We start from the raw sequence: 18,268 nt of genomic DNA, 5'->3' as shown, positions 1-18,268 counted from the left end.
GACGGGTGGCGCCCTCTGGACCGGCCAGAAGACGTTCTACTTCCCGGCGAGAAGCCGCTAAACGATCACGTAGCTTCACGCTGGCAGAACGACCCTGAGGTGCGGTTGCCCTACGGAGTCTGCTTGGGAGCCGGCTGACGCTTCGCTGCCGTGGACTTCGCGGTGGTCGGGCTCGCCGCAGGCGGGGCCACTGTCGCGGATGTCGCAGCCTTCGACTTGGGTGTCGCCGGCTTCGTGGATGCCGGTCGAGCGGACGCAGGATTCCCTAGAGCAGCTTCCACGGCAGCAGGTCCCGGGGCAGCCGGTTCCACGGCAGCAGCTTCCACGGAAGCCGGTTCCACGGCAGCAGTTCCCACAAGACCAGGCTTCGTAGCCACACGCTTCGCGGCGGGAGGCTTCATGGTCGCAGCCCTCGACTTGGGTGCCGCCGGCTTCGTGGATGCCACGCGACCGGACGCAGCCTCCGCGGGAGCGGCAGCAATTTTTGCAGCGGGAGGCTCCACGGTCGCCGGCGTCGCGGGGTTCGGCTTCGTCGCCGCCGGCTTCGCAGCTGGGGGCTTGGAGGATGCTCGTTTAGCGGGAATGGGGCGCGGGGCAGACGGTTCCGCGGCGGCAGGTTGTCCCGACGAAGGCTTCTCGACTAACGGGTTCACGATCACCGGCTGAGCTACGGGAGGCTTCGCAACCGCAGACTTCACAACCGCAGACTTCGCAACCGCGCGCTTCGCAGTCGCAACCTTCCCCACCGCAGGCTTCGCCACTGCCGGCGTCGCAACCTTCCCAACCGCAGGCTCCACCACCGCAAGCGTCTCTGCCGCAGACTCAACCGCAGGCTCCACCACCGCAGGCGTCTCGGCCGCAGACCCAACCGCAGGCTCCACCACCGCAGGCACCTCTTCCGCAAACGGCGCATCGTCGGCGCCGGCCGGCGAAGGCACGCCCTCGGAAGATTCCGCCGACGACCCGTCGGTCGCATCACCGGGAGGGGCGGGGTTGCCCGACTGTTCCGGCACCGCCGCCGCCGCACGACGGCGGCGGTCCGGGAGCAGCACGAACACGGCGAGCAAGACGACAACGACGCCGAGCACGAGCACCGCGATCAGCAAGCCGCTGTTGGGGGATGACACGACGGGGCCTGGCGCGGCGAGGGTGAACTTCCGCTGGTAGGCATCCGGAGTCGTCGGTGCGGCGACCCCGGAAGAGCCGCTCACCAGTGGGGTGAGGGTCGTGCCGTCGGTGGCGAACCAGGCCGCGTGAGGGTCGTCCCGGATCAGCAGGGTTCCGGTCGGTGCCGTCGCGAGAGCGGTTGCCAGGGCCGGACCGGAGGAGAAGTCGGCGAGTTCGGGCTGGTCGCTCGCGGGATTGATCCAGACCGTGGCGACACCGGCTACCGTGCCATCCGCCGCCGTGATCGGGGCGACCCAGGTGTTGGTGATCTGGGTCGGTTCGTCGGTCTTCGCACCGGAGAGGAAGCCCGTGGTCCACGACAGCACCCGATGGATCGCTCCCACTTTCGCCGTGCCGTCGAATACGACCTCGGCGCCGGCCTTCGCGCCGAACAGGTCGACGAGACGGGGCACGAGGCTGACCGCGAAATACTGGCTGATGTTCTCGGGAACCCGCGGTTCATCGAGGGCGCTGGCGGGGCCCACCGAGGCGAAGAGCGATGCCGCCGCCAGGACGACGACGACGACAGCCTTTCTCAGCGCGAGACCGGCATTACGCATGGTCCCGCCAGGAATGCTCCGGCTCGAAGCCGAGCACCCGGCGGGCTTTCTCGATGGACAGCAGCGTCTCGTGCTCGCCGAGTTCGCGAGTGATGGTGGCGGAGGGGAAGACCTCGGCGGCGAGGCTCGCACTCGAGCGGGACATGACGGTGTCGGCCGCAGCGATGATGTAGGCCTCGAAGCCCGGCCGGGCGAGCTTCAGAGCGCGCTCGACGGCCTGGGCGCCATCCCGGGCATCGATGTAGCCCCAGAGATTCCACTTGCGGATGCCGGCACCGGCGTCGAAGGACGGGAACGGCGCGTAGTCGGCGACGTCCATCACGTTGGAGAACCGCAGCGCGGCGATGCTCAGTTCGGGATCCCAGCGCACCAGTTTCTGAGCCAGCTGCTCCTCGAGGTGCTTGGTGACCGAGTAGATGCTCTCGGGGCGGGTGTCGTACTCCTCGTCGAGGGGGATGTACGGCGGGGGTGTCTCGAAGGGGATGCCGAGTACCGTCTCGCTCGACGCGTAGACGATGGTCTTGATTCCGGCACGTCGAGCGCCCTGGAACACGTTGAAAGTCGCCGACATGTTGTTGTGGAAGGTCTGCGAGTCGGGCAGGATTCCGCCAGCCGGCGCCGCGGCGAGATGCACGACCGCGTCGAGGCCATCGTGACGGTCGTCGATACCGAACAGTGCATCCACGGTCTGGCCGTAGTCGGTGAAGTCGACCCGGGTGAATCCGGGGCCGCGTTCTCCGACCACATCGAGGGCATGGACGGCGTTTCCGGACGCACGGAGACGCTCGACGACGGCGCGTCCGAGCTTCCCGCTGGCGCCTGTGACTGCAATTCGCACGAGACTTCCTAACAACTGGGGGGGTCTCCAGTCTGACATCCCTCTGCGCGCCGTTCTGGCAGTGGCACGCTCAGCGCGCGACCGGCTCCGCAGTAATCGGAACGACTTCCGGTCGGGGGTCGACCGGCGCCGTGATGGGCAGGATGACCCGGAAGCTGGTGCTGCCCGGCTCACTCTGCACCTCGACAGCGCCCCCGTGACCTTCGACGACGGCGGCGACTATCGCCAGTCCGAGCCCCGTGCTGCCCGCGGCGCGGGAACGGGAGCTGTCGGCACGCGCGAAGCGCTCGAACAGCACAGGCAGCAGGTCGGGAGGGATGCCCGGGCCGTCATCCGTCACGGTCACCACGGCGTTCGTGCCATCGATCGCGACCGCGGTGACAACATCCGTGCCCGCGGGAGTGTGGACGCGGGCATTAGCCAGGATGTTGGCGAACACCTGGTGGAGGCGGGCGTCGTCACCGTGGATCGTGACTGGCTCCTCCGGCAGTTCGAGCGACCACCCGTGTTCCGGGCCCGCGGCATGGGCGTCGCTCACGGCATCGATCAGCAGCCGGGAGAGGTCGAGCGGGTCGCTCTCGAGGTCACGACCCTCATCGAGGCGGGCGAGCAACAGCAGGTCTTCGACCAGAGAAGTCATTCGGGTAGCCTCCGACTCGACCCGCCCGAGCGAATGCACGACGTCGTCGGGAAGGTCGTAGTCGCCCCGTCTCGTGAGCTCGGCATAGCCGCGGATCGCCGCGAGCGGGGTGCGCAGCTCATGGCTGGCATCCGCGACGAACTGGCGCACTTTGTTCTCACTGGCCTGGCGGGCGGTGAGGGCGGATGCGACGTGCCCGAGCATGCGGTTGATCGCGGCCCCGACCTGCCCGACTTCCGTTCGCGGATCCGAGTCCTGGTCGGGCACCCGCACCCCGAGGGCGACCTCTCCGCGGTCGAGGGGCAGCTCGGCTACGCGGGTGGCCGTGGAGACGACCCGTTCGAGCGGCCTCAGAGCGACCCGCACGATCCAGAGGGCGAGGAATGCGGCGAGCACGAGCCCGGCCGCGGTGACGATGGCGATGATGAGTCCGAGCTGCAGCAGAGTCGTCTGCACTTCACCCAGAGGAAGCGCCGTGACGACACGAACCCCGTTGGCGTATTCCACGGCAATCGCCCGATACGAACCGAGACCGTTTCCCAGACTGACCGTGGTCGCGAATCCGGTCGAGGGGACGGTCGCGAGGGGCTTGCTCTGGGCTGTGCTGAGGTTCACCGGGGTGCCGCTCTGGTCCTTCCTCACCCCGGCGACGGTGGAGCCAGCGATGATACCGATGACGGTCTCCGGCGCCTGGCGATCGAAAGTCCGTTGCAGTTGCTGGTTGGTGAATGGGTCAGACGGTGCATCCCCCGGCTGACTGCCGGGTGGACCGAACCCTGTCTGGGATCGGCCGTTGGCCGCACTGAGCTGGTCATCCAGACGATTCATGAGGAAGCCCTGCAGCGCGAGCACACTGATCGAGCCGATGACGATGGCGACGATCGCCAGCAGTCCGACGACGGCGAGGACGAGACGCCGGCGCAACGACCACCGGGGTCTGGCCAGCCGAATCGACGGAATCGTCATCCGGCGGCCTTGATCATGTATCCGACCCCGCGAACGGTATGGATCATCGGGGCCTCCCCCGCGTCGATCTTCTTGCGCAGGTAGGAGATGTAGATCTCGACGATCGACGAGCGGCCTCCGAAGTCGTAGCTCCAGACGCGGTCGAGGATCTGCGCCTTGCTCATCACGCGTCGGGGGTTGCGCATGAGGAAGCGCAGCAACTCGAATTCGGTCGCGGTCAGTTCGATGAGGCGTCCTTCTCGACGTACCTCGTAGCTCTCTTCGTCGAGCACCAGGTCGCCGACGCGCAGCAGCGGATCGGAGGAGTCCGCGACCACTACAGACGAGCGGCGGATGAGCCCGCGCAGCCGGGCGACGAGTTCTTCGAGGCTGAAGGGTTTGGTCACATAGTCGTCACCACCGGCGGTGAGGCCGGCGATGCGGTCGTCGAGGGCGTCCTTCGCGGTGAGGAAGAGGATGGGCGTGTCTTGGCCGTCGTCCCGCAGTCGCTTGAGTACGGCCAGGCCGTCGATGTCGGGAAGCATCACGTCGAGCACGACGACATCAGGCTGGAATTCGCGGATCAACTGGATGGCGGTTCGGCCCTCGGCCGCGGTCCTCACGTCCCACCCCTCGTACCGCAGCGCCATGCTGAGCAGGTCGCTGAGCGTCGCTTCGTCGTCGACGACGACGACGCGCACGGGTGAGCCGTCCGCCCGGCGGAGCTTCGGGCCGGTGGTGGGGGCTGCGGAACTGTGGTTGTTGGAGGTCACACTCCCTACTATCGCGACATTCCTATGAACTGCCTATGTTTCACCCAAACCTTGCCTGAACACTGCCCGTGAGGGCGAGTCGGAACGCTCTTACCGGATCCACACACGATGGTCATCTCGCCGCAATATTTCCGTGCTTGCCTTGGAGGATGGTTTCAGGAGAGCTGCCGCAACTGCGCAAGGGCGCCGGGGCGCCGCTCGTGGTGGTGCCCGGGCTTTCCGGTCGTGCGGGTTCACCGGCCGCGCTCCGCACCTGGATGAAGCACGAGGAGATCGCCGGCTTCATCGGAGACCGCACCGTCGTCAGCATCGATCGGCGGTACAACCTCGAGCCCGGAACATCGATCGCGGACATCGCGGCGGAGTATGCCCGCACCATCGGCGCGCTGTTCGACGAGCCTGTCGACATCATGGGAATCTCCACCGGGGGCACTATCGCGCTGCAGCTGGCCGCGGATCATCCCGAGCTGCTGAGGCGACTCGTGCTCGTGTCATCCGCCCACCGCTTGAGCGAGCACGGACGAGCGACGCAGCGATCGGTCGCCGAGCTTCTGCGGGCCGGCCAAGACCGGCGTGCAGCGGCGATGTTCCTGGGCAACACGGGCGCCTCTCCGCTGGGTAACGCGATTCGCTCGGTGGCAGGGCTTCTCGCCCCGCGCTCCGTCGTCGGTCGGGGCGATCTCGACCTGCTCATCACCCTGGATGCCGAAGACGGCTTCGACCTGGATGCCCGCCTCGACACCATCGCGGCGCGCACGCTCATCGCCGGGGGTCAACGCGATCGTTTCTACTCCGCGGAGCTCTTCGAGCACGCGTCCCGGCGGATGCCGAACGCACGCCTCGCCCTGTATCCGGGCGCCGGCCACCTCGGCACCTCTCGCAACCCGCGCCTTGCACGGGAGATCCTGCGATTCCTCGACGCGGCCTAGCCGACCCCGGTCTGACGAACGCCACCGGGATTGGGGCCGCACACCCAGCCTTTCCATATGGATTCCATAGCTTCTGCTGTCACGGTTGGCGCACCAGGGCGTTCTCTGCCGCGGCGATGCCCGGGCTCCGACGCGCTGGATGACCGGCCCGACCGCGCGCAGTATCCATGACGGCGAGGAAGACACCATGACCACCCCTGACGAATCCAGCGATCAGACCACCGGCCCCGAACCGACCGAGGTGTTGAATCCGGTGCCGCCCGCTCCGGCTTCGACCGGCCCCTCCTCCGCCGGCCCCGCGGCTCCCGTCGTGGCAACCCCGGCGCGGGGCAGCGTGCTGCGCTGGCTCACCCCCACTCTGGCTTTTCTCGCCGTCGCGGTCATCTTCCTCTTCGGCGGCATCCTCATCGGCCAGCACACGGGTGCGGGTCAGGCTGCCGGTTTCAACCGGCCCGGCGGGCAGCTGCAGAACGGTCAGGGGCCGCAGAACGGACCTCGGGGCGGCGGTCAGAACGGCGGTCAGAACGGAGGCAAGGGAGGGCCACCGGGCGGCCCCGGCCAGCAGGGCAACGCGACCAGGCCCGGCGGCTTCGGTGGCATCACCGCCGGCACCATCCAGTCGGTCGACGGCGACACCGTCACGGTGAAACTGCGCGACGGGTCGACAGTCACGGTGAAGACCACCGACACGACCACGGTGACGAAGAGCGCCACGAGTACGGTCGCCGACCTCAAGGCGGGCGAGACGATCACCGTTCGCGGGGCGAGAGACGGCAGCGGCAGCGTCTCCGCGACATCCATCTCCGAGGGTGCGAACCCACTGTTCGCGCCGAGGCCCGGCGCGAACGGCTAACCCTGGTTGCTGAAGGCGGCGTCGAAGGACTGCGCCGGCAGCTCCCAGAGCAGAGAGCGCACGAAACCGATGGCTTCGGCCGCGCCGTGGAGCCGGTCCATGCCGGCATCCTCCCACTCGACCGAGATGGGCCCGCCGTAGCCGATCGACCGCAGCGCGCGGAAGGAGTCCTCCCACGGCACATCCCCGTGTCCGGTCGAGACGAAGTCCCAGCCGCGATGCGGATCGCCCCAGGGCAGGTGTGACCCCAGGATTCCGTAGCGCCCGTTGGGTGTGCGCAGCCGGGTGTCTTTGCAGTCGACGTGATAGATCCGGTCCGCGAACTCGGTGATGAACGAGACCGGATCGATGCCCTGCCACATCATGTGGCTCGGGTCCCAGTTGAAGCCGAAGGCCGCTCGATGATCGATGGCTTCGAGCGAACGCACGCTCGACCAGTAGTCGTAAGCGATCTCCGAGGGATGCACCTCGTGCGCGAACCGCACGCCCTCCGAGTCGAATACGTCGAGGATCGGATTCCACCGGTCGGCGAAGTCCTGGTAACCGGCATCGATGGCCGAAGCGGGAACCGGCGGGAACATCGCCACGTACTGCCAGATCTTCGATCCGGTGAACCCGACGACAGTGTCGATCCCCATCTTTCGCGCCACGACGGCGGTGAGTTTCAACTCCTCCGCGGCGCGTTGGCGTACCCCTTCGGCATCGCCGTCGCCCCAGACCGCGGGACGGATGATCGCCTGGTGACGGAAATCGATCGGATCGTCACACACGGCCTGGCCCGTGAGATGGTTGGAGATCGCCCAGGCTTTCAGGCCGTAGCGATCGAGGATATCGAGGCGACCCTGCAGATACGCGTCGTCTTCGGCGGCACGCGCGATGTCGAGGTGCTCTCCGGATGCCGCGATCTCGAGCCCGTCGTAGCCCCAGCCCGACGCGAGCCGCGCCACCTCCTCGAGGGTGAGGTCGGCCCACTGGCCGGTGAAAAGGGTCACGGGGTGGGTCGAGGCGGTCATTGCTGCTCCTTCACAAGCGGGGATTCGACGAGGGTCACACTGGTTCCGTGCGCGGCGGCGCTGGTTTCGATCGCGCTGAGAACGCGTTGCACGGCGAGTCCCTCGGCGAACGAGGGACTCCCCGCCCCGCCGGATTCGACGGCGAGCAGCAGGTCGCGCACCTCGTGCACGAAGGAATGCTCCCAGCCGAGCATGTGGCCCTGCGGCCACCAGGCCGCAAGGTAGGGATGCTCAGGCTCGGTCACGAGGATGCGGCGAAAGCCCTGGGTCTCGATGGGCTCCGTGGCGTCGAGAAACCACAGCTCGTTGAGCTCCTCGAGGTCGAATCGCAGCGCGCCGGTCGACCCGAACAGCTCGATCGAGAGGGCGTTCTTGCGCCCGGTGGCCACCCGTGACACCTCGAGACTCCCGCGAGCGCCGGCGCCGAAGCTCAGGTTCGCCCAGACCGCGTCGTCAACGGTCACCGGCTCGGGGCCGAGCTCGCCCGGTCGATCGGTCACAAAGGTGTGAGTACGCGCGGATACTTCGGTCACCAGCTCCCCGAGCAGGAACTGGAGCTGGTCGACGGCATGCGAAGCGAGGTCGCCGAGAGCGCCGGAGCCGGCGGTCTCCCGGCGCAGCCGCCAGCTCATGGGGGCCGAGGCATCCACGAGCCAGTCCTGGAGGTAGGAGGCGCGCACCTGGCGGATCGCACCGAGCCGGCCGTCGGCGACGATCTTGCGCGCGAGCGCGAGCGCGGGGATGCGCCGGTAGTTGAAGCCGACCATCGACACCACACCGGCGACCGAAGCCCTCGCCGCGGCATCTTCCATCGCCTCGGCCTCCGCCAGGGTGTTGGCGAGCGGCTTCTCGACCAGCACATGCTTACCGGCGGCGAGCGCAGCGGTGGCGATCTCGGCGTGGAGGTGTCCCGGCGTGCAGATGTCCACGATGTCGACGTCCGGCCTCGCGATCACTTCGCGCCAGTCGGTCGCGGACTCCGACCAGCCGAATGCGGATGCCGCAGCCGCGACTCCGGCGGCATCCCGGCCCACGAGCACTCGCCGCTCGAAAGCGGGAACCTCGAAAAAGCTCGCCACGGTCGCCCACGCGTGGGAGTGGGCGCGCCCCATGAAGGCGTAGCCGATCATCGCGACGCCCAGTGGCCGAGCGGGGGTGGTCATCAGGGCAGCCCTACAGCGTCGCCGCCGTCGGATCCCAGTCCTCCGGAAGGGCGGGTGCTGCGGCGACCGAACTCGCCACCTCCACGAAGCTGTGGCGGTCGATCGACTCGCTGATGGAGACCATGGTGTCGAGCACGTGGTACGCGAGTTCGCCGGTCGCGCGATGCGGCCGACCCGCGCGGATGGCACGCCCCATTTCGAGCACACCGGAGCCCCGAGAACTCGTCGAACCGACAGCGGGGTAGGAGGTCCACTCCGCCTCGCCGGCATGTTTCACGCGGATCTCCCCGTCGAAGTTGTTCGGGTCGGGGAACGACATGGTGCCCTCGGTACCGGTCACCTCGACGAAGCCGTGCCGGTCCATCGGGGAGTCGAAACTGAAGATGCTCTGCGACGACTGGCCGCCCTCGAACTCCGCGATGGCGCTCACGTGCGAAGGAACGGTCACGTCGAATCGCTCGCCGGCCTTGGCACCAGAGCCGATGACCCGGGTGTCTCTCGACTTCGAACCGAGCGCGGCGACGCGGCTCACCGATCCGAAGGTCTGCATGAGGGTCGTGAGGTAGTACGGACCGATATCGAAGAGCGGCCCGGCCCCCTCCTGGAACAGGAATGCGGGGTTCGGATGCCACGACTCCGGCCCGGGCGACTGCATGAGCGTCAGCGCGGTGAGCGGCACCCCGATGTCTCCTCGCTCGATCATGCGGCGAGCGGTCTGCAGCCCCGCACCGAGGAAGGTGTCCGGCGCGGAACCGAGGCGCACACCTGCCTTGTCCGCCGCGGCGAGCAGAGAGAGACCGCTCGCGCGGTCGAGTGAGAAGGGTTTCTCGCTCCACACGTGCTTGGCGGCGGCGACGGCTGCGAGAGCGACCTCCACGTGAGCGGCGGGGATCGTCAGGTTGATGACGATCTCGACATCGGGATGCCCCAGCGTCGCCTCGACTCCGCCGGAGGTCTCGATGCCGAACTCCGCAGCCCGTTCCTTGGCCACGGGCTCGTAGACGTCGCCGATCGAGTGCACGACGATGTCGGGAAAGGTGGTGAGGTTCTGGAGGTATTGCTTGCTGATGGTCCCGGCGCCGATGAGGCCGACGCCGATCGGGCCGCTCATGCGCTCACTCCCGCGTTGAGGTAGGCGAAGCTGTCGGTGACCGCTTCGAACATGTCGCCGGCGAAGGCGTCGAGCTCGACGACGGCGACCTCGAGGCTGGTGGCGGCGGCGATGATCTCCCACACCGGCATATTGCCCGCGCCCACCGCCAGCTGGGTGGCGGGGTCAGGCTCGATCGGGCCATCCTTCACATGCAGCAGCCGCACCCGGTCGCCGAGGCGACCGAGAAGCGCCACCACATCCTGCCCGCCGGCGGCGGCCCAGTACGTGTCGAGTTCGAGGATGACGGCCGGGTCGAGTCCCGAGCTGAGGATCTCGAGGCCGGTGTCGCCGTCGATCACGGACTCCAGCTCGAACCAGTGGTTGTGATAGCCGATGCGGATGCCGTGCTTTACGGCCACCTCCGCGGCGGCGTTGAGGGCATCCGCTGTGCGGTGGATGTCGGCAGCCGAGAGCCATTTCGCGGGGTCGACGAAGGGGTCGATCACCGTCGGGATGCCGAGGCGGGCGGCCGTGGAGAACACGTCGTCGAGGCTGGCGCCGCCAAGACTCTCGGCGTCGAGGAAGCGGAAGTGGGCGCTCGGCGCGGAGAGGCCGGTAGCGGCGAGACCGGCAGCGAGGGCGTCGGCTCTCGCGAGGAAGTCATAAGGCTCGACACGGGTGAACCCGATGTCTGCGATCCGCTGCATCGTGCCGGCGAAGTCCGCATCGAGTTCTTTTCGCACGGTGTAGAGCTGGAGTGAAAGCGGGGGCGTCGTTGGCACTGGTTCTCCTCGGATCGAGCGGCGATGCTTGTATCGGCGGCGTTCGGAACGCACTCCCAACAAAATATGCCCACTTCTGTCGATAGTCAATCAAAAGTGATGCGTCCTTCGACTTCTATTGCTGGCGTGACAGCACGAAGTACAACTGCTATCAATAGGACATGGTCCTCCTGAGCGTGCCCGCCGTGCCGGCGCCGGGCTCTGCGCGTTCCGGTGACCTCTTCCAGTTGCTGCTCGACGGGGTGCCACGCACCCGAGCGGAACTCGCCGCCCTCACCGGTCTCGCCCGCTCCACGGTGGCGGTGCGGGTCGACGCCCTGATGGCGTCTGGCTTCGTGACCGCGGTCGGCGGGGGCGCCTCATCCGGTGGCCGTCCGCCTTCCCGTTTCGCTTTCAACCCGGCGGCCCGAACGGTGCTCGCCGTCGACCTCGGCGCCTCGCACAGCGTGATAGCGGTGACGGATCTCGCCGGCACCGTGCTCGCGAGCCTTCGGGCCGAGATCGCCATCGGAGAGGGCCCGAAGCCGGTGCTCGACCTCGTCATCGACCACGCTCGTCAGCTGCTCGACTCCCTCGGCACCCGCACTGGTGAGTTGAGCGGCGTCGGCATCGGGCTCCCCGGGCCGGTCGACCACACGACCGGCCGACCAGCCAATCCCCCCATCATGCCCGGCTGGCACGACTTCGACGTGCCCGGCTATGTGCGACGCGCCTTCGACGTTCCGGTGCTCGTGGACAACGACGTCAACATCATGGCCCTCGGGGAACAACGCACCCACTGGCCGGACCAGGACAACCTTCTCTTCGTGAAGGCATCGACGGGAATCGGGGCCGGCATCATCGGCAACGGCCAGCTGCAGCGCGGTGCGATGGGCAGCGCGGGCGACCTCGGTCACGTGCGGGTGGCCCGCGGAGCCGACGTGCTCTGCCGCTGCGGCAACATCGGATGCCTCGAGGCCCTCGCGGGAGCCCCCGCGATTGCGGCAGCGCTCGCCTCCCACGGAAGCGACGTGCGCGCCGGGGAGCTCGTGGACCTCGCGGAGCACGGCAACCCCGCGGCCGTCGCCGCCCTGCGCCAGGCCGGCCGGGACCTCGGGGAGGTGCTCGCCACCTGTGTGAGCCTGCTCAATCCTTCGGTCATCGTGCTCGGCGGATCACTGGCGAGCGCGGGTGATCACCTGCTCGCGGGCGTGCGGGAGGTCGTCTACAACCGTTCCCTCCCCTTGGCGACGGCGCATCTCACCATCTCACTCGCCCGTTCGGCCGACGACGCGGGCATCCTCGGCGCGTCGATGCTGGTCTCGCAGCACGTGCTCTCACCGGAGTCCATCGAGAGCGCGCTCGCCCTCCGCGCCTGACCGTCCCCTCGCCCCCTGCATAACTCCTGCAGTTGTGACGAAGAGGTGGTGCAGACCCCGAAAACGCGGGAAGCCTTCGCCCGGCTGCCGCACAGTGCAGGAGTTATGCGAGGCGAGTGGGCGGGGACGGGGCGCGGCGGGGGCGACGGACGGTGCCGCGGGGGACAATGGTGGGGTGACCGTCATCCAGCCCATGCTCTCCCTCTGGGATGAGCCGGCTCCGGATCACCGCGACCGCATCGTCGCGCGGGCGGCCGACCGCGTCGCCTGGCTCCGGGCCCGCAGCCGGGGCATCACCGCGACGGACGTCGCCCGGCTTTCGGGCACCGCGTCGGTGCAGGCAGTCGCCTTCGACAAGATCAACGGAAGCGGCTTCGGCGGCAACGTCTTCACGGATCACGGTCGGGCGCGGGAGCCGGAGATCGCCCGCTGGGTCGAACGGCACTACGGCATCGTCTCCAGCGACGCCCTGTTTCATGCCGCCGGTCAACCGGCACACCTCGCCACCCCCGACGGGCTCGCGGTCGCAACATCCGGGCACCTGGAACTCGCCGAGATCAAGACGACGAGTTCGGCATGGCGATCGATCCCTCGCTCGTACCTGCGGCAGGTCTGGTGGCAGCAATACGTGCTCGGGGCGGAACGGACACTCCTCGTCTGGGAGCAGCACGACGACTTCGTTCCGACCAATGCCGAGCCGGAATGCCGCTGGATCGATCGCGACGAGAGCCAGATCCACCTGCTCGTGCACCTCGCGGACCAGGTGCTGCGCCTGGTAGCCGACCGGTCGCGTTAGCCGACCGACAGCGAGTCCTCGAGGTCGACGATTGTCGGGGCCCTCGACGGTGCGGGACTCAACGCGGTCATCAGCCCGAGGACCAGCAGCCAGCCGAGGGCGATCGTGGTCGCCGCGAGTTCGAGCCTGCTGCCGAAGTCGGCCTGAAATTGCGCGAGCGAGAGGATGCCCCCGGCCCCCGCGATCACCGCGACGGCGATCCCGGCCGCGAGGGAGAAGCGGGCGAGCGAACGGTGCCCGGCCGCGAAGGAGACCTGCAGCATGCCGAGGCACGCCGCCGCGAAGGCGAGCACCGCGACGACGGTGTGGATGAAGTCCTGCCAGGTGAAGCTCGCACCGACCGGCAACGGACATCCGCTGGTGCAGGTGACCTGCGAGGCGATCAAGAAGAAGCCACACCCGATCCAGAGCGACACCGCGGGAGCCCAGAAGGCCAGCACGGCGAACCGTGATCGGATGCCGCGAACGGAATATGCGATGAGGCTTCCGCCCGCGACGATGAGCAGGAGCGCGCCCTCGAACCAGTGGGCCGTCGGCTGGCCGGCCGCACCGAGTTCGCTCACATAGAGATCGCGCCCCTGCGACAGCCGTGCGATCCAGATGATCACGAGCGCCGCGAGCACGAATACCGACCCGAGAATGGCTCCGCCGGACTCGAGAGACCGTCGATAGGGAGGCATCGACGCGATCATTCTTGAATGCTACGGCCTGGCATAGTTTGCATCCAGTTGACACCGTTGTAACACCGGCGAATCATTGTGCGACTTGACTGGGTGCATGACCACGATGCGAGCGATGGTGATCGCGGCCACAGGGGGACCTGAGGTGTTCACTCCGGCCGACCTTCCGATGCCGACGAAGGTGAGCGCCGAGGTCGTGGTGAAGATCATCGCCGCGGGGGTGAACCCGATCGATGCGAAGACGCGCTCCGGCGCGGGATCTTCTGCGGCGATTGCGAACTTCCCCGTCGTGCTCGGAGCCGATTTCAGCGGGATCATCGTGGAGAGCCCCTACGAGAGCTGCCCGTTCAAACCCGGCGATGAGGTCTTCGGCATGGTCGCCGTGCCGCGGCTTGCGGGCACCTACGCGGAATACGCCAGCGTGCCCACAATGAGCATCGCCCGTAAGCCGGCTCGCCTCACCCATGTCGAGGCCGCCGGAGTGCCGCTCGCCGCCCTCACCGCCTGGGGAATGGTGGTGGATGTCGCGAAGGCGCACGAGGCCCAGCGAGTGCTCATCCACGCGGCATCCGGTGGCGTCGGACACTTCGCGGTGCAGTTCGCCGCCTACTTCGGCGCCCATGTGATCGCCACCGGCTCTGCCCGCAATGAGAGCTGGCTGCGGGAACTCGGGGCGGCGGAGGTGGTCGACCACAACACGACTCGCTTCGAAGACGTCGTCAGTCGCGTCGATGTGGTCATCGACCTCATCGGCAATGTGCAGGATGACACCGGCACACGGTCCCTGTCGGTGCTGCGCTCGGGGGGTCTGCTCGTGAATGCCCCGAGTGGGAGCTGGCCGACCCTGATGGAGGATGCCGCGGCCGCGGGCGTGCGCGCGACGACCTACAAGACCTCCCCGGACGGCTCCACTCTCGCCATCATCGGGCGGCTGCTCGACTCCGGAGATGTGCACGTGACCGTCGACCACGTCTTCGACCTAGAGCATGTCGCCGAAGCCCACACCGCCATCGAGACCGGCCGCACCCGCGGCAAGATCGTCCTGAGCGTGTCGGAGCTCGGTTAGAGCGTGAGCTCCCGCACGTAGTCGTCTTCGAACCGGTCACCGAGCGCGAAGCGCTTGGAGCCGACCCGTGCGAATCCGTGCTTGCCGTAGAAGCGGTTCGCCCGGTCGTTCTTGTCGTTCACGCCAAGCCAGATCGTCGCCGACCCGCGCAGTCGCGCGACCTCGATCGTTGCGGACATCAGCTCGGATGCCACACCACTGCCGTGCTCGCCGGCGAGCACGTAGCACTTGCTCAGCTCGGCCGTCGGGCGAGCGGTGACCACGGCCGCGACATCCGCATCCGTCGGTGCGCCGAACACGAGCACCGTGTAACCGGTGAAGCCGGAATCGGAGAGAGCGACGAGCACCTCCCGGTCGGGGTCGGCGAGCCATTCCTCGAAACGCTCCGTGGAAAGATGCCGGGCGACGTGTTCGCTGATCTCGAGCTCGGTGGTGCCCGGTGGGCAAGCGAGCCCGAAGGTGACGGCGGCCAGCTCGTGCAGCAGCTGTCCCTCGCCGGATTCGGCCCTGCGCACGATCATCCGCTCTCCTCGACTGTCTGTAACCGTCGCTCGCAGCGGGTGCCGCGAACGCAGAAAGGGAACCACCGAAGTGGTCCCCTTTCCGACAGTGCTGGTGCTTCTAAAGGACGTTGACGTCCAGCGGGATGCCCGGACCGAAGGTGGTCGTGACAGTGCCCTTCTGGATGTAGCGGCCCTTCGCGGAGCTGGGCTTCGAGCGCACGATCTCGTCGAGCGCCGCCTTGATGTTCTCCTCGAGCTGCTCGGCGGGGAAAGCCGCCTTGCCCACGATGAAGTGCACGTTGGAGTGCTTGTCGACGCGGAACTCGATCTTTCCGCCCTTGATCTCGGAGACGGCCTTCGCCACATCCGTGGTCACGGTGCCGGTCTTCGGGTTGGGCATGAGGCCACGCGGGCCGAGCACCTTTCCGAGACGACCGACCTTGCCCATGAGCTCCGGGGTGGAGACGGCGGAGTCGAACGAGGTGTAGCCGGCGGCCACCTTCTCGATGAGCTCGTCGCCACCGACCTCGTCGGCGCCCGCAGCGATCGCGGCGTCAGCGGCCGGTCCGGTTGCGAACACGATGACGCGGGCGGTCTTGCCGGTTCCGTGCGGGAGGATCACCGTTCCGCGAACCATCTGGTCCGCCTTGCGGGGGTCTACTCCGAGCTTGAGGGCGACCTCGACTGTGGAGTTGAAGTTCTTCGAACCGGTCTCGCGGGCGATTCCGACGGCCTCGTTGGGCGTGTAGAACTTGCCCTCTTCCATCTTCTCGGCTGCGGCGCGGTAGGCCTTGGATTTCGTAGCCATTATGCGTCCACCGTGATTCCCATAGAGCGGGCGGTGCCCGCGATGATCTTCTCTGCCGCTGCAACGTCGTTGGCGTTGAGGTCGACCATCTTCTGCTCGGCGATCGAGCGGAGCTGGTCCTTCGACAGGCGTCCCACCTTGGTGGTGTGCGGGGTGCCGGATCCCTTGGCGACTCCGGCGGCCTTCTTGATGAGCTCGGCGGCCGGCGGGGTCTTGAGGATGAACGTGAACGAACGGTCCTCGTAGACGGTGATCTCGACCGGGATGACGTTGCCGCGCTGCGACTCGGTCGCGGCGTTGTACGCCTTGCAGAACTCCATGATGTTAACGCCGTGCTGACCCAGCGCAGGCCCGATGGGCGGTGCGGGGTTGGCGGCGCCGGCCTGGATCTGAAGCTTGATCAGACCCGTGACCTTCTTTTTCGGTGCCATTGTTTTTCCTTCTCTTCGTGCCATCCGGATGGATGGCGCTCCCGACATCCGGGTAGATCCCGAATGCGGTGGTCTTGGTCGGTGTCGATGCGGGCGACAGAACGCCCGGCTCGACAGCCGGTGGTCGCTCTCGCGACCGGTTGATCTTACTAGAGCTTGGTGACCTGGTCGAAGCTGAGTTCCACCGGGGTCTCGCGCTCGAACAGGGAGACGAGCACGATGAGCTTGCCGCTCTCCGCCTTGATCTCGTTGATCGACCCGGGAAGGCCCGCGAACGAACCCTCCTTGATGGTGATCGTCTCGCCGATTTCGAAGTCGACTTCCTGGGGGATGGAGCGGCCAACGGCCTTGCCGCCCTTGACGCCGGCCTTGACCGGAGCTTCGACGATCTGCACGAGGCTCTTCAGCATGTTGAAGGCCTCTTCGAAACGCAGCGGCGTGGGGTTGTGCGAGTTGCCGACGAACCCGGTGACACCGGGAGTGTGACGCACGACCGACCAGCTGTCCTCGTTGAGGTCCATGCGCACCAGCACGTAGCCGGGGATGCGCACGCGAGTGACCAGCTTGCGCTGCCCGTTCTTGATCTCGACGACGTCTTCCATCGGAACCTCGACTTGGAAGACGAAGTCCTCCATGGCCATCGAGACCTTGCGGTTCTCGATGTTCTGCTTGACCCGCTTCTCGAATCCGGCGTAGGAGTGGATGACGTACCACTTGCCGTACGCGGCCTTGAGCTCCTTGCGGAACTCGTCGTAGGGGTCGACCTCGGTCTCTTCCTCGGCCTCGTCGACACTCGACTGCTCGGCGAGCTCGGACTCGATCTCCGCCTCGAACGCGTCGTCGAACGGCACGACCTCTTCGGTCTCACCCTCCACGAATCCGACCTCGTCCTCGGTCGCCTCCACGGCGGCCTCGGCCTCGTCGGCGTCGTCGACCTCTAGGGCGTCGGCCACGACGGCGTCCGCTTCGGGGTCCACCGCGAGCGCTACCGCGTCGAGGGCGGCGTCGAGGTCGGCCTCGACATCGCTGTCGGTGTCGTCTTCGTCGGTGTCATCGACCAGGTGGATGGCACGGCTCTCGGCCGGCTCGTCGGATGCTTCATCCGCGGCCAGCTCGTTGCCTTCCTGCGCTTCGTCCTCCTCCGAGGACTGCTCGGCGGCAGTCGCGAGGTCGATGTCGTCGCGGTTTGTTCCAGACACTGTGAATCTCATTCCATATTTTTTTGGGCGAATGTGGCACATCGCGTGCCGCCGCCGGTTCGGGAGCCGGTGCTCCCCCAGATCAGATCGTGCATTCCGGTCTCGCGACCCGAATCAGCTGAAGATCGTTATTTGCCGAAGACGGTATTCACTCCGAGTGCGAAGACCAGGTCGAGCCCGTAGACCAGCGCCATCATGATGACCACGAAGACCAACACGACGCCGGTGTAGCTGAACAGTTCCTTGCGGGTCGGGGTGACGACCTTCTTCAGTTCATTGATTACCTGCCGGAGGAAGATGACGAGTCGACCGAACGGGCCGCGGCTTGCGCCACGATCCTGTTTGGCATTCGCGACGATGTCCTCACTCGGCTCGTCGATGACATTTCTCGCCACTTGGTTACTACCTTCGTCGAAACTGCCGACCCGCACAGGTGCGCGAACCGAACTGCAGGGCGGACAGGACTTGAACCTGCAACCTGCGGTTTTGGAGACCGCTGCTCTACCAATTGAGCCACCGCCCTTCGCAGCCGAACCGTCACCATACTCCGAAGCCAGTCACGCTTTTACGCGAAAAGGGCACAGAAAATGATGGCAGATTTCAACTACCACGCCCCAGTCTAGGCGACGGTCGCGCGAGGCGCAAAGCTGCGGGAGGCGGCTGCGGGCGAG

19 protein-coding genes and 1 tRNA gene are annotated in these 18,268 nt (G+C 67.2%); 5 read left to right on the top strand and 15 right to left on the bottom strand.

Features of this window, described 5'->3' with window-relative positions; all coding sequences use genetic code 11:
• Positions 1–110: 110 nt before the first annotated feature.
• The 4 genes from F1C58_RS01760 to F1C58_RS01745 form a co-directional block, all read right to left on the bottom strand.
• A complete protein-coding gene (locus tag F1C58_RS01760; RefSeq protein ID WP_185202323.1) occupies positions 111–1,727 on the bottom strand; it encodes a hypothetical protein in 1,617 nt (538 codons plus the stop codon).
• Positions 1,720–2,565 carry an NAD(P)-dependent oxidoreductase gene (locus F1C58_RS01755; protein WP_185202322.1) on the bottom strand — a complete coding sequence of 282 codons (846 nt, stop codon included), beginning with the start codon at positions 2,563–2,565 and terminating at the stop codon, positions 1,720–1,722. The genes F1C58_RS01760 and F1C58_RS01755 overlap by 8 nt, the downstream gene beginning before the upstream one ends.
• 70 nt (positions 2,566–2,635) lie before the next feature.
• Positions 2,636–4,171 (bottom strand): cell wall metabolism sensor histidine kinase WalK, encoded by a 1,536-nt coding sequence (locus F1C58_RS01750; RefSeq protein ID WP_219732015.1) that lies wholly within the window; start codon positions 4,169–4,171, stop codon positions 2,636–2,638.
• Positions 4,168–4,923, bottom strand: coding sequence for a response regulator transcription factor (locus F1C58_RS01745; RefSeq protein ID WP_185202321.1), 756 nt, complete (start codon positions 4,921–4,923; stop codon positions 4,168–4,170). The genes F1C58_RS01750 and F1C58_RS01745 overlap by 4 nt, the downstream gene beginning before the upstream one ends.
• Positions 4,924–5,072: 149 nt before the next feature.
• Between F1C58_RS01745 and F1C58_RS01740 the strand changes: the two genes are divergently transcribed.
• A complete protein-coding gene (locus tag F1C58_RS01740; protein WP_185202320.1) occupies positions 5,073–5,852 on the top strand; it encodes an alpha/beta fold hydrolase in 780 nt (259 codons plus the stop codon).
• A 187-nt stretch (positions 5,853–6,039) separates the two neighbouring features.
• Complete coding sequence (locus F1C58_RS01735; RefSeq protein WP_185202319.1) at positions 6,040–6,705, top strand: DUF5666 domain-containing protein; 666 nt, start codon at positions 6,040–6,042, stop codon at positions 6,703–6,705.
• Here F1C58_RS01735 and F1C58_RS01730 read toward each other — a convergent pair.
• The 4 genes from F1C58_RS01730 to F1C58_RS01715 are packed head-to-tail and all read right to left on the bottom strand — an operon-like array spanning position 6,702 to position 10,756.
• Positions 6,702–7,718 carry a sugar phosphate isomerase/epimerase gene (locus F1C58_RS01730; RefSeq protein ID WP_185202318.1) on the bottom strand — a complete coding sequence of 339 codons (1,017 nt, stop codon included), beginning with the start codon at positions 7,716–7,718 and terminating at the stop codon, positions 6,702–6,704. The two genes, F1C58_RS01735 and F1C58_RS01730, sit on opposite strands and share 4 nt — an antisense overlap.
• Positions 7,715–8,881, bottom strand: coding sequence for a Gfo/Idh/MocA family protein (locus F1C58_RS01725; RefSeq protein ID WP_255461206.1), 1,167 nt, complete (start codon positions 8,879–8,881; stop codon positions 7,715–7,717). The genes F1C58_RS01730 and F1C58_RS01725 overlap by 4 nt, the downstream gene beginning before the upstream one ends.
• A gap of 10 nt (positions 8,882–8,891) precedes the next feature.
• Complete coding sequence (locus F1C58_RS01720; RefSeq protein ID WP_185202317.1) at positions 8,892–9,992, bottom strand: Gfo/Idh/MocA family protein; 1,101 nt, start codon at positions 9,990–9,992, stop codon at positions 8,892–8,894.
• Positions 9,989–10,756 (bottom strand): sugar phosphate isomerase/epimerase family protein, encoded by a 768-nt coding sequence (locus tag F1C58_RS01715; RefSeq protein WP_370543679.1) that lies wholly within the window; start codon positions 10,754–10,756, stop codon positions 9,989–9,991. The genes F1C58_RS01720 and F1C58_RS01715 overlap by 4 nt, the downstream gene beginning before the upstream one ends.
• A gap of 161 nt (positions 10,757–10,917) precedes the next feature.
• On the opposite strand from F1C58_RS01715, the gene F1C58_RS01710 reads away from it, so the two are divergent.
• Positions 10,918–12,114 carry an ROK family protein gene (locus F1C58_RS01710; protein WP_185202316.1) on the top strand — a complete coding sequence of 399 codons (1,197 nt, stop codon included), beginning with the start codon at positions 10,918–10,920 and terminating at the stop codon, positions 12,112–12,114.
• 193 nt (positions 12,115–12,307) lie between these two features.
• Positions 12,308–12,910, top strand: a complete 603-nt coding sequence (locus tag F1C58_RS01705) for a YqaJ viral recombinase family protein (protein ID WP_185203935.1) — start codon at positions 12,308–12,310, stop codon at positions 12,908–12,910.
• Here the strand turns inward: F1C58_RS01705 and F1C58_RS01700 are convergent.
• Complete coding sequence (locus tag F1C58_RS01700) at positions 12,907–13,590, bottom strand: DUF998 domain-containing protein (RefSeq protein ID WP_255461205.1); 684 nt, start codon at positions 13,588–13,590, stop codon at positions 12,907–12,909. The two genes, F1C58_RS01705 and F1C58_RS01700, sit on opposite strands and share 4 nt — an antisense overlap.
• Positions 13,591–13,696: 106 nt before the next feature.
• On the opposite strand from F1C58_RS01700, the gene F1C58_RS01695 reads away from it, so the two are divergent.
• Positions 13,697–14,656, top strand: a complete 960-nt coding sequence (locus F1C58_RS01695; protein ID WP_185203934.1) for an NADP-dependent oxidoreductase — start codon at positions 13,697–13,699, stop codon at positions 14,654–14,656.
• Here the strand turns inward: F1C58_RS01695 and F1C58_RS01690 are convergent.
• The 6 genes from F1C58_RS01690 to F1C58_RS01665 all read right to left on the bottom strand — a co-directional run bounded on the left by F1C58_RS01690 (position 14,653) and on the right by F1C58_RS01665 (position 18,120).
• Entirely contained in the window at positions 14,653–15,177 is a 525-nt protein-coding gene (locus F1C58_RS01690; protein ID WP_185202314.1) for a GNAT family N-acetyltransferase, read from the bottom strand. The genes F1C58_RS01695 and F1C58_RS01690 overlap by 4 nt on opposite strands.
• A 100-nt stretch (positions 15,178–15,277) precedes the next feature.
• Positions 15,278–15,967, bottom strand: coding sequence for a 50S ribosomal protein L1 (gene rplA / locus F1C58_RS01685; RefSeq protein WP_185202313.1), 690 nt, complete (start codon positions 15,965–15,967; stop codon positions 15,278–15,280).
• Complete coding sequence (rplK, locus tag F1C58_RS01680) at positions 15,967–16,398, bottom strand: 50S ribosomal protein L11 (protein WP_185202312.1); 432 nt, start codon at positions 16,396–16,398, stop codon at positions 15,967–15,969. Before rplK ends, rplA begins: the two co-directional genes overlap by 1 nt.
• 149 nt (positions 16,399–16,547) lie before the next feature.
• Positions 16,548–17,597, bottom strand: a complete 1,050-nt coding sequence (nusG, locus tag F1C58_RS01675; protein ID WP_185203933.1) for a transcription termination/antitermination protein NusG — start codon at positions 17,595–17,597, stop codon at positions 16,548–16,550.
• 128 nt (positions 17,598–17,725) lie between these two features.
• Positions 17,726–17,992 (bottom strand): preprotein translocase subunit SecE, encoded by a 267-nt coding sequence (gene secE, locus F1C58_RS01670; RefSeq protein ID WP_185202311.1) that lies wholly within the window; start codon positions 17,990–17,992, stop codon positions 17,726–17,728.
• Positions 17,993–18,047: 55 nt separating this feature from the next.
• Positions 18,048–18,120: transfer RNA gene (locus tag F1C58_RS01665), tRNA-Trp, on the bottom strand.
• Positions 18,121–18,268 lie beyond the last annotated feature (148 nt).

It is taken from the genome of Glaciihabitans sp. INWT7 (assembly GCF_014217685.1).
Classification (GTDB): Bacteria; Actinomycetota; Actinomycetes; order Actinomycetales; family Microbacteriaceae; genus Lacisediminihabitans.
Note: the sequence above shows the minus strand (reverse complement) of the source record. Positions and strands in the feature narration are given on the sequence as shown.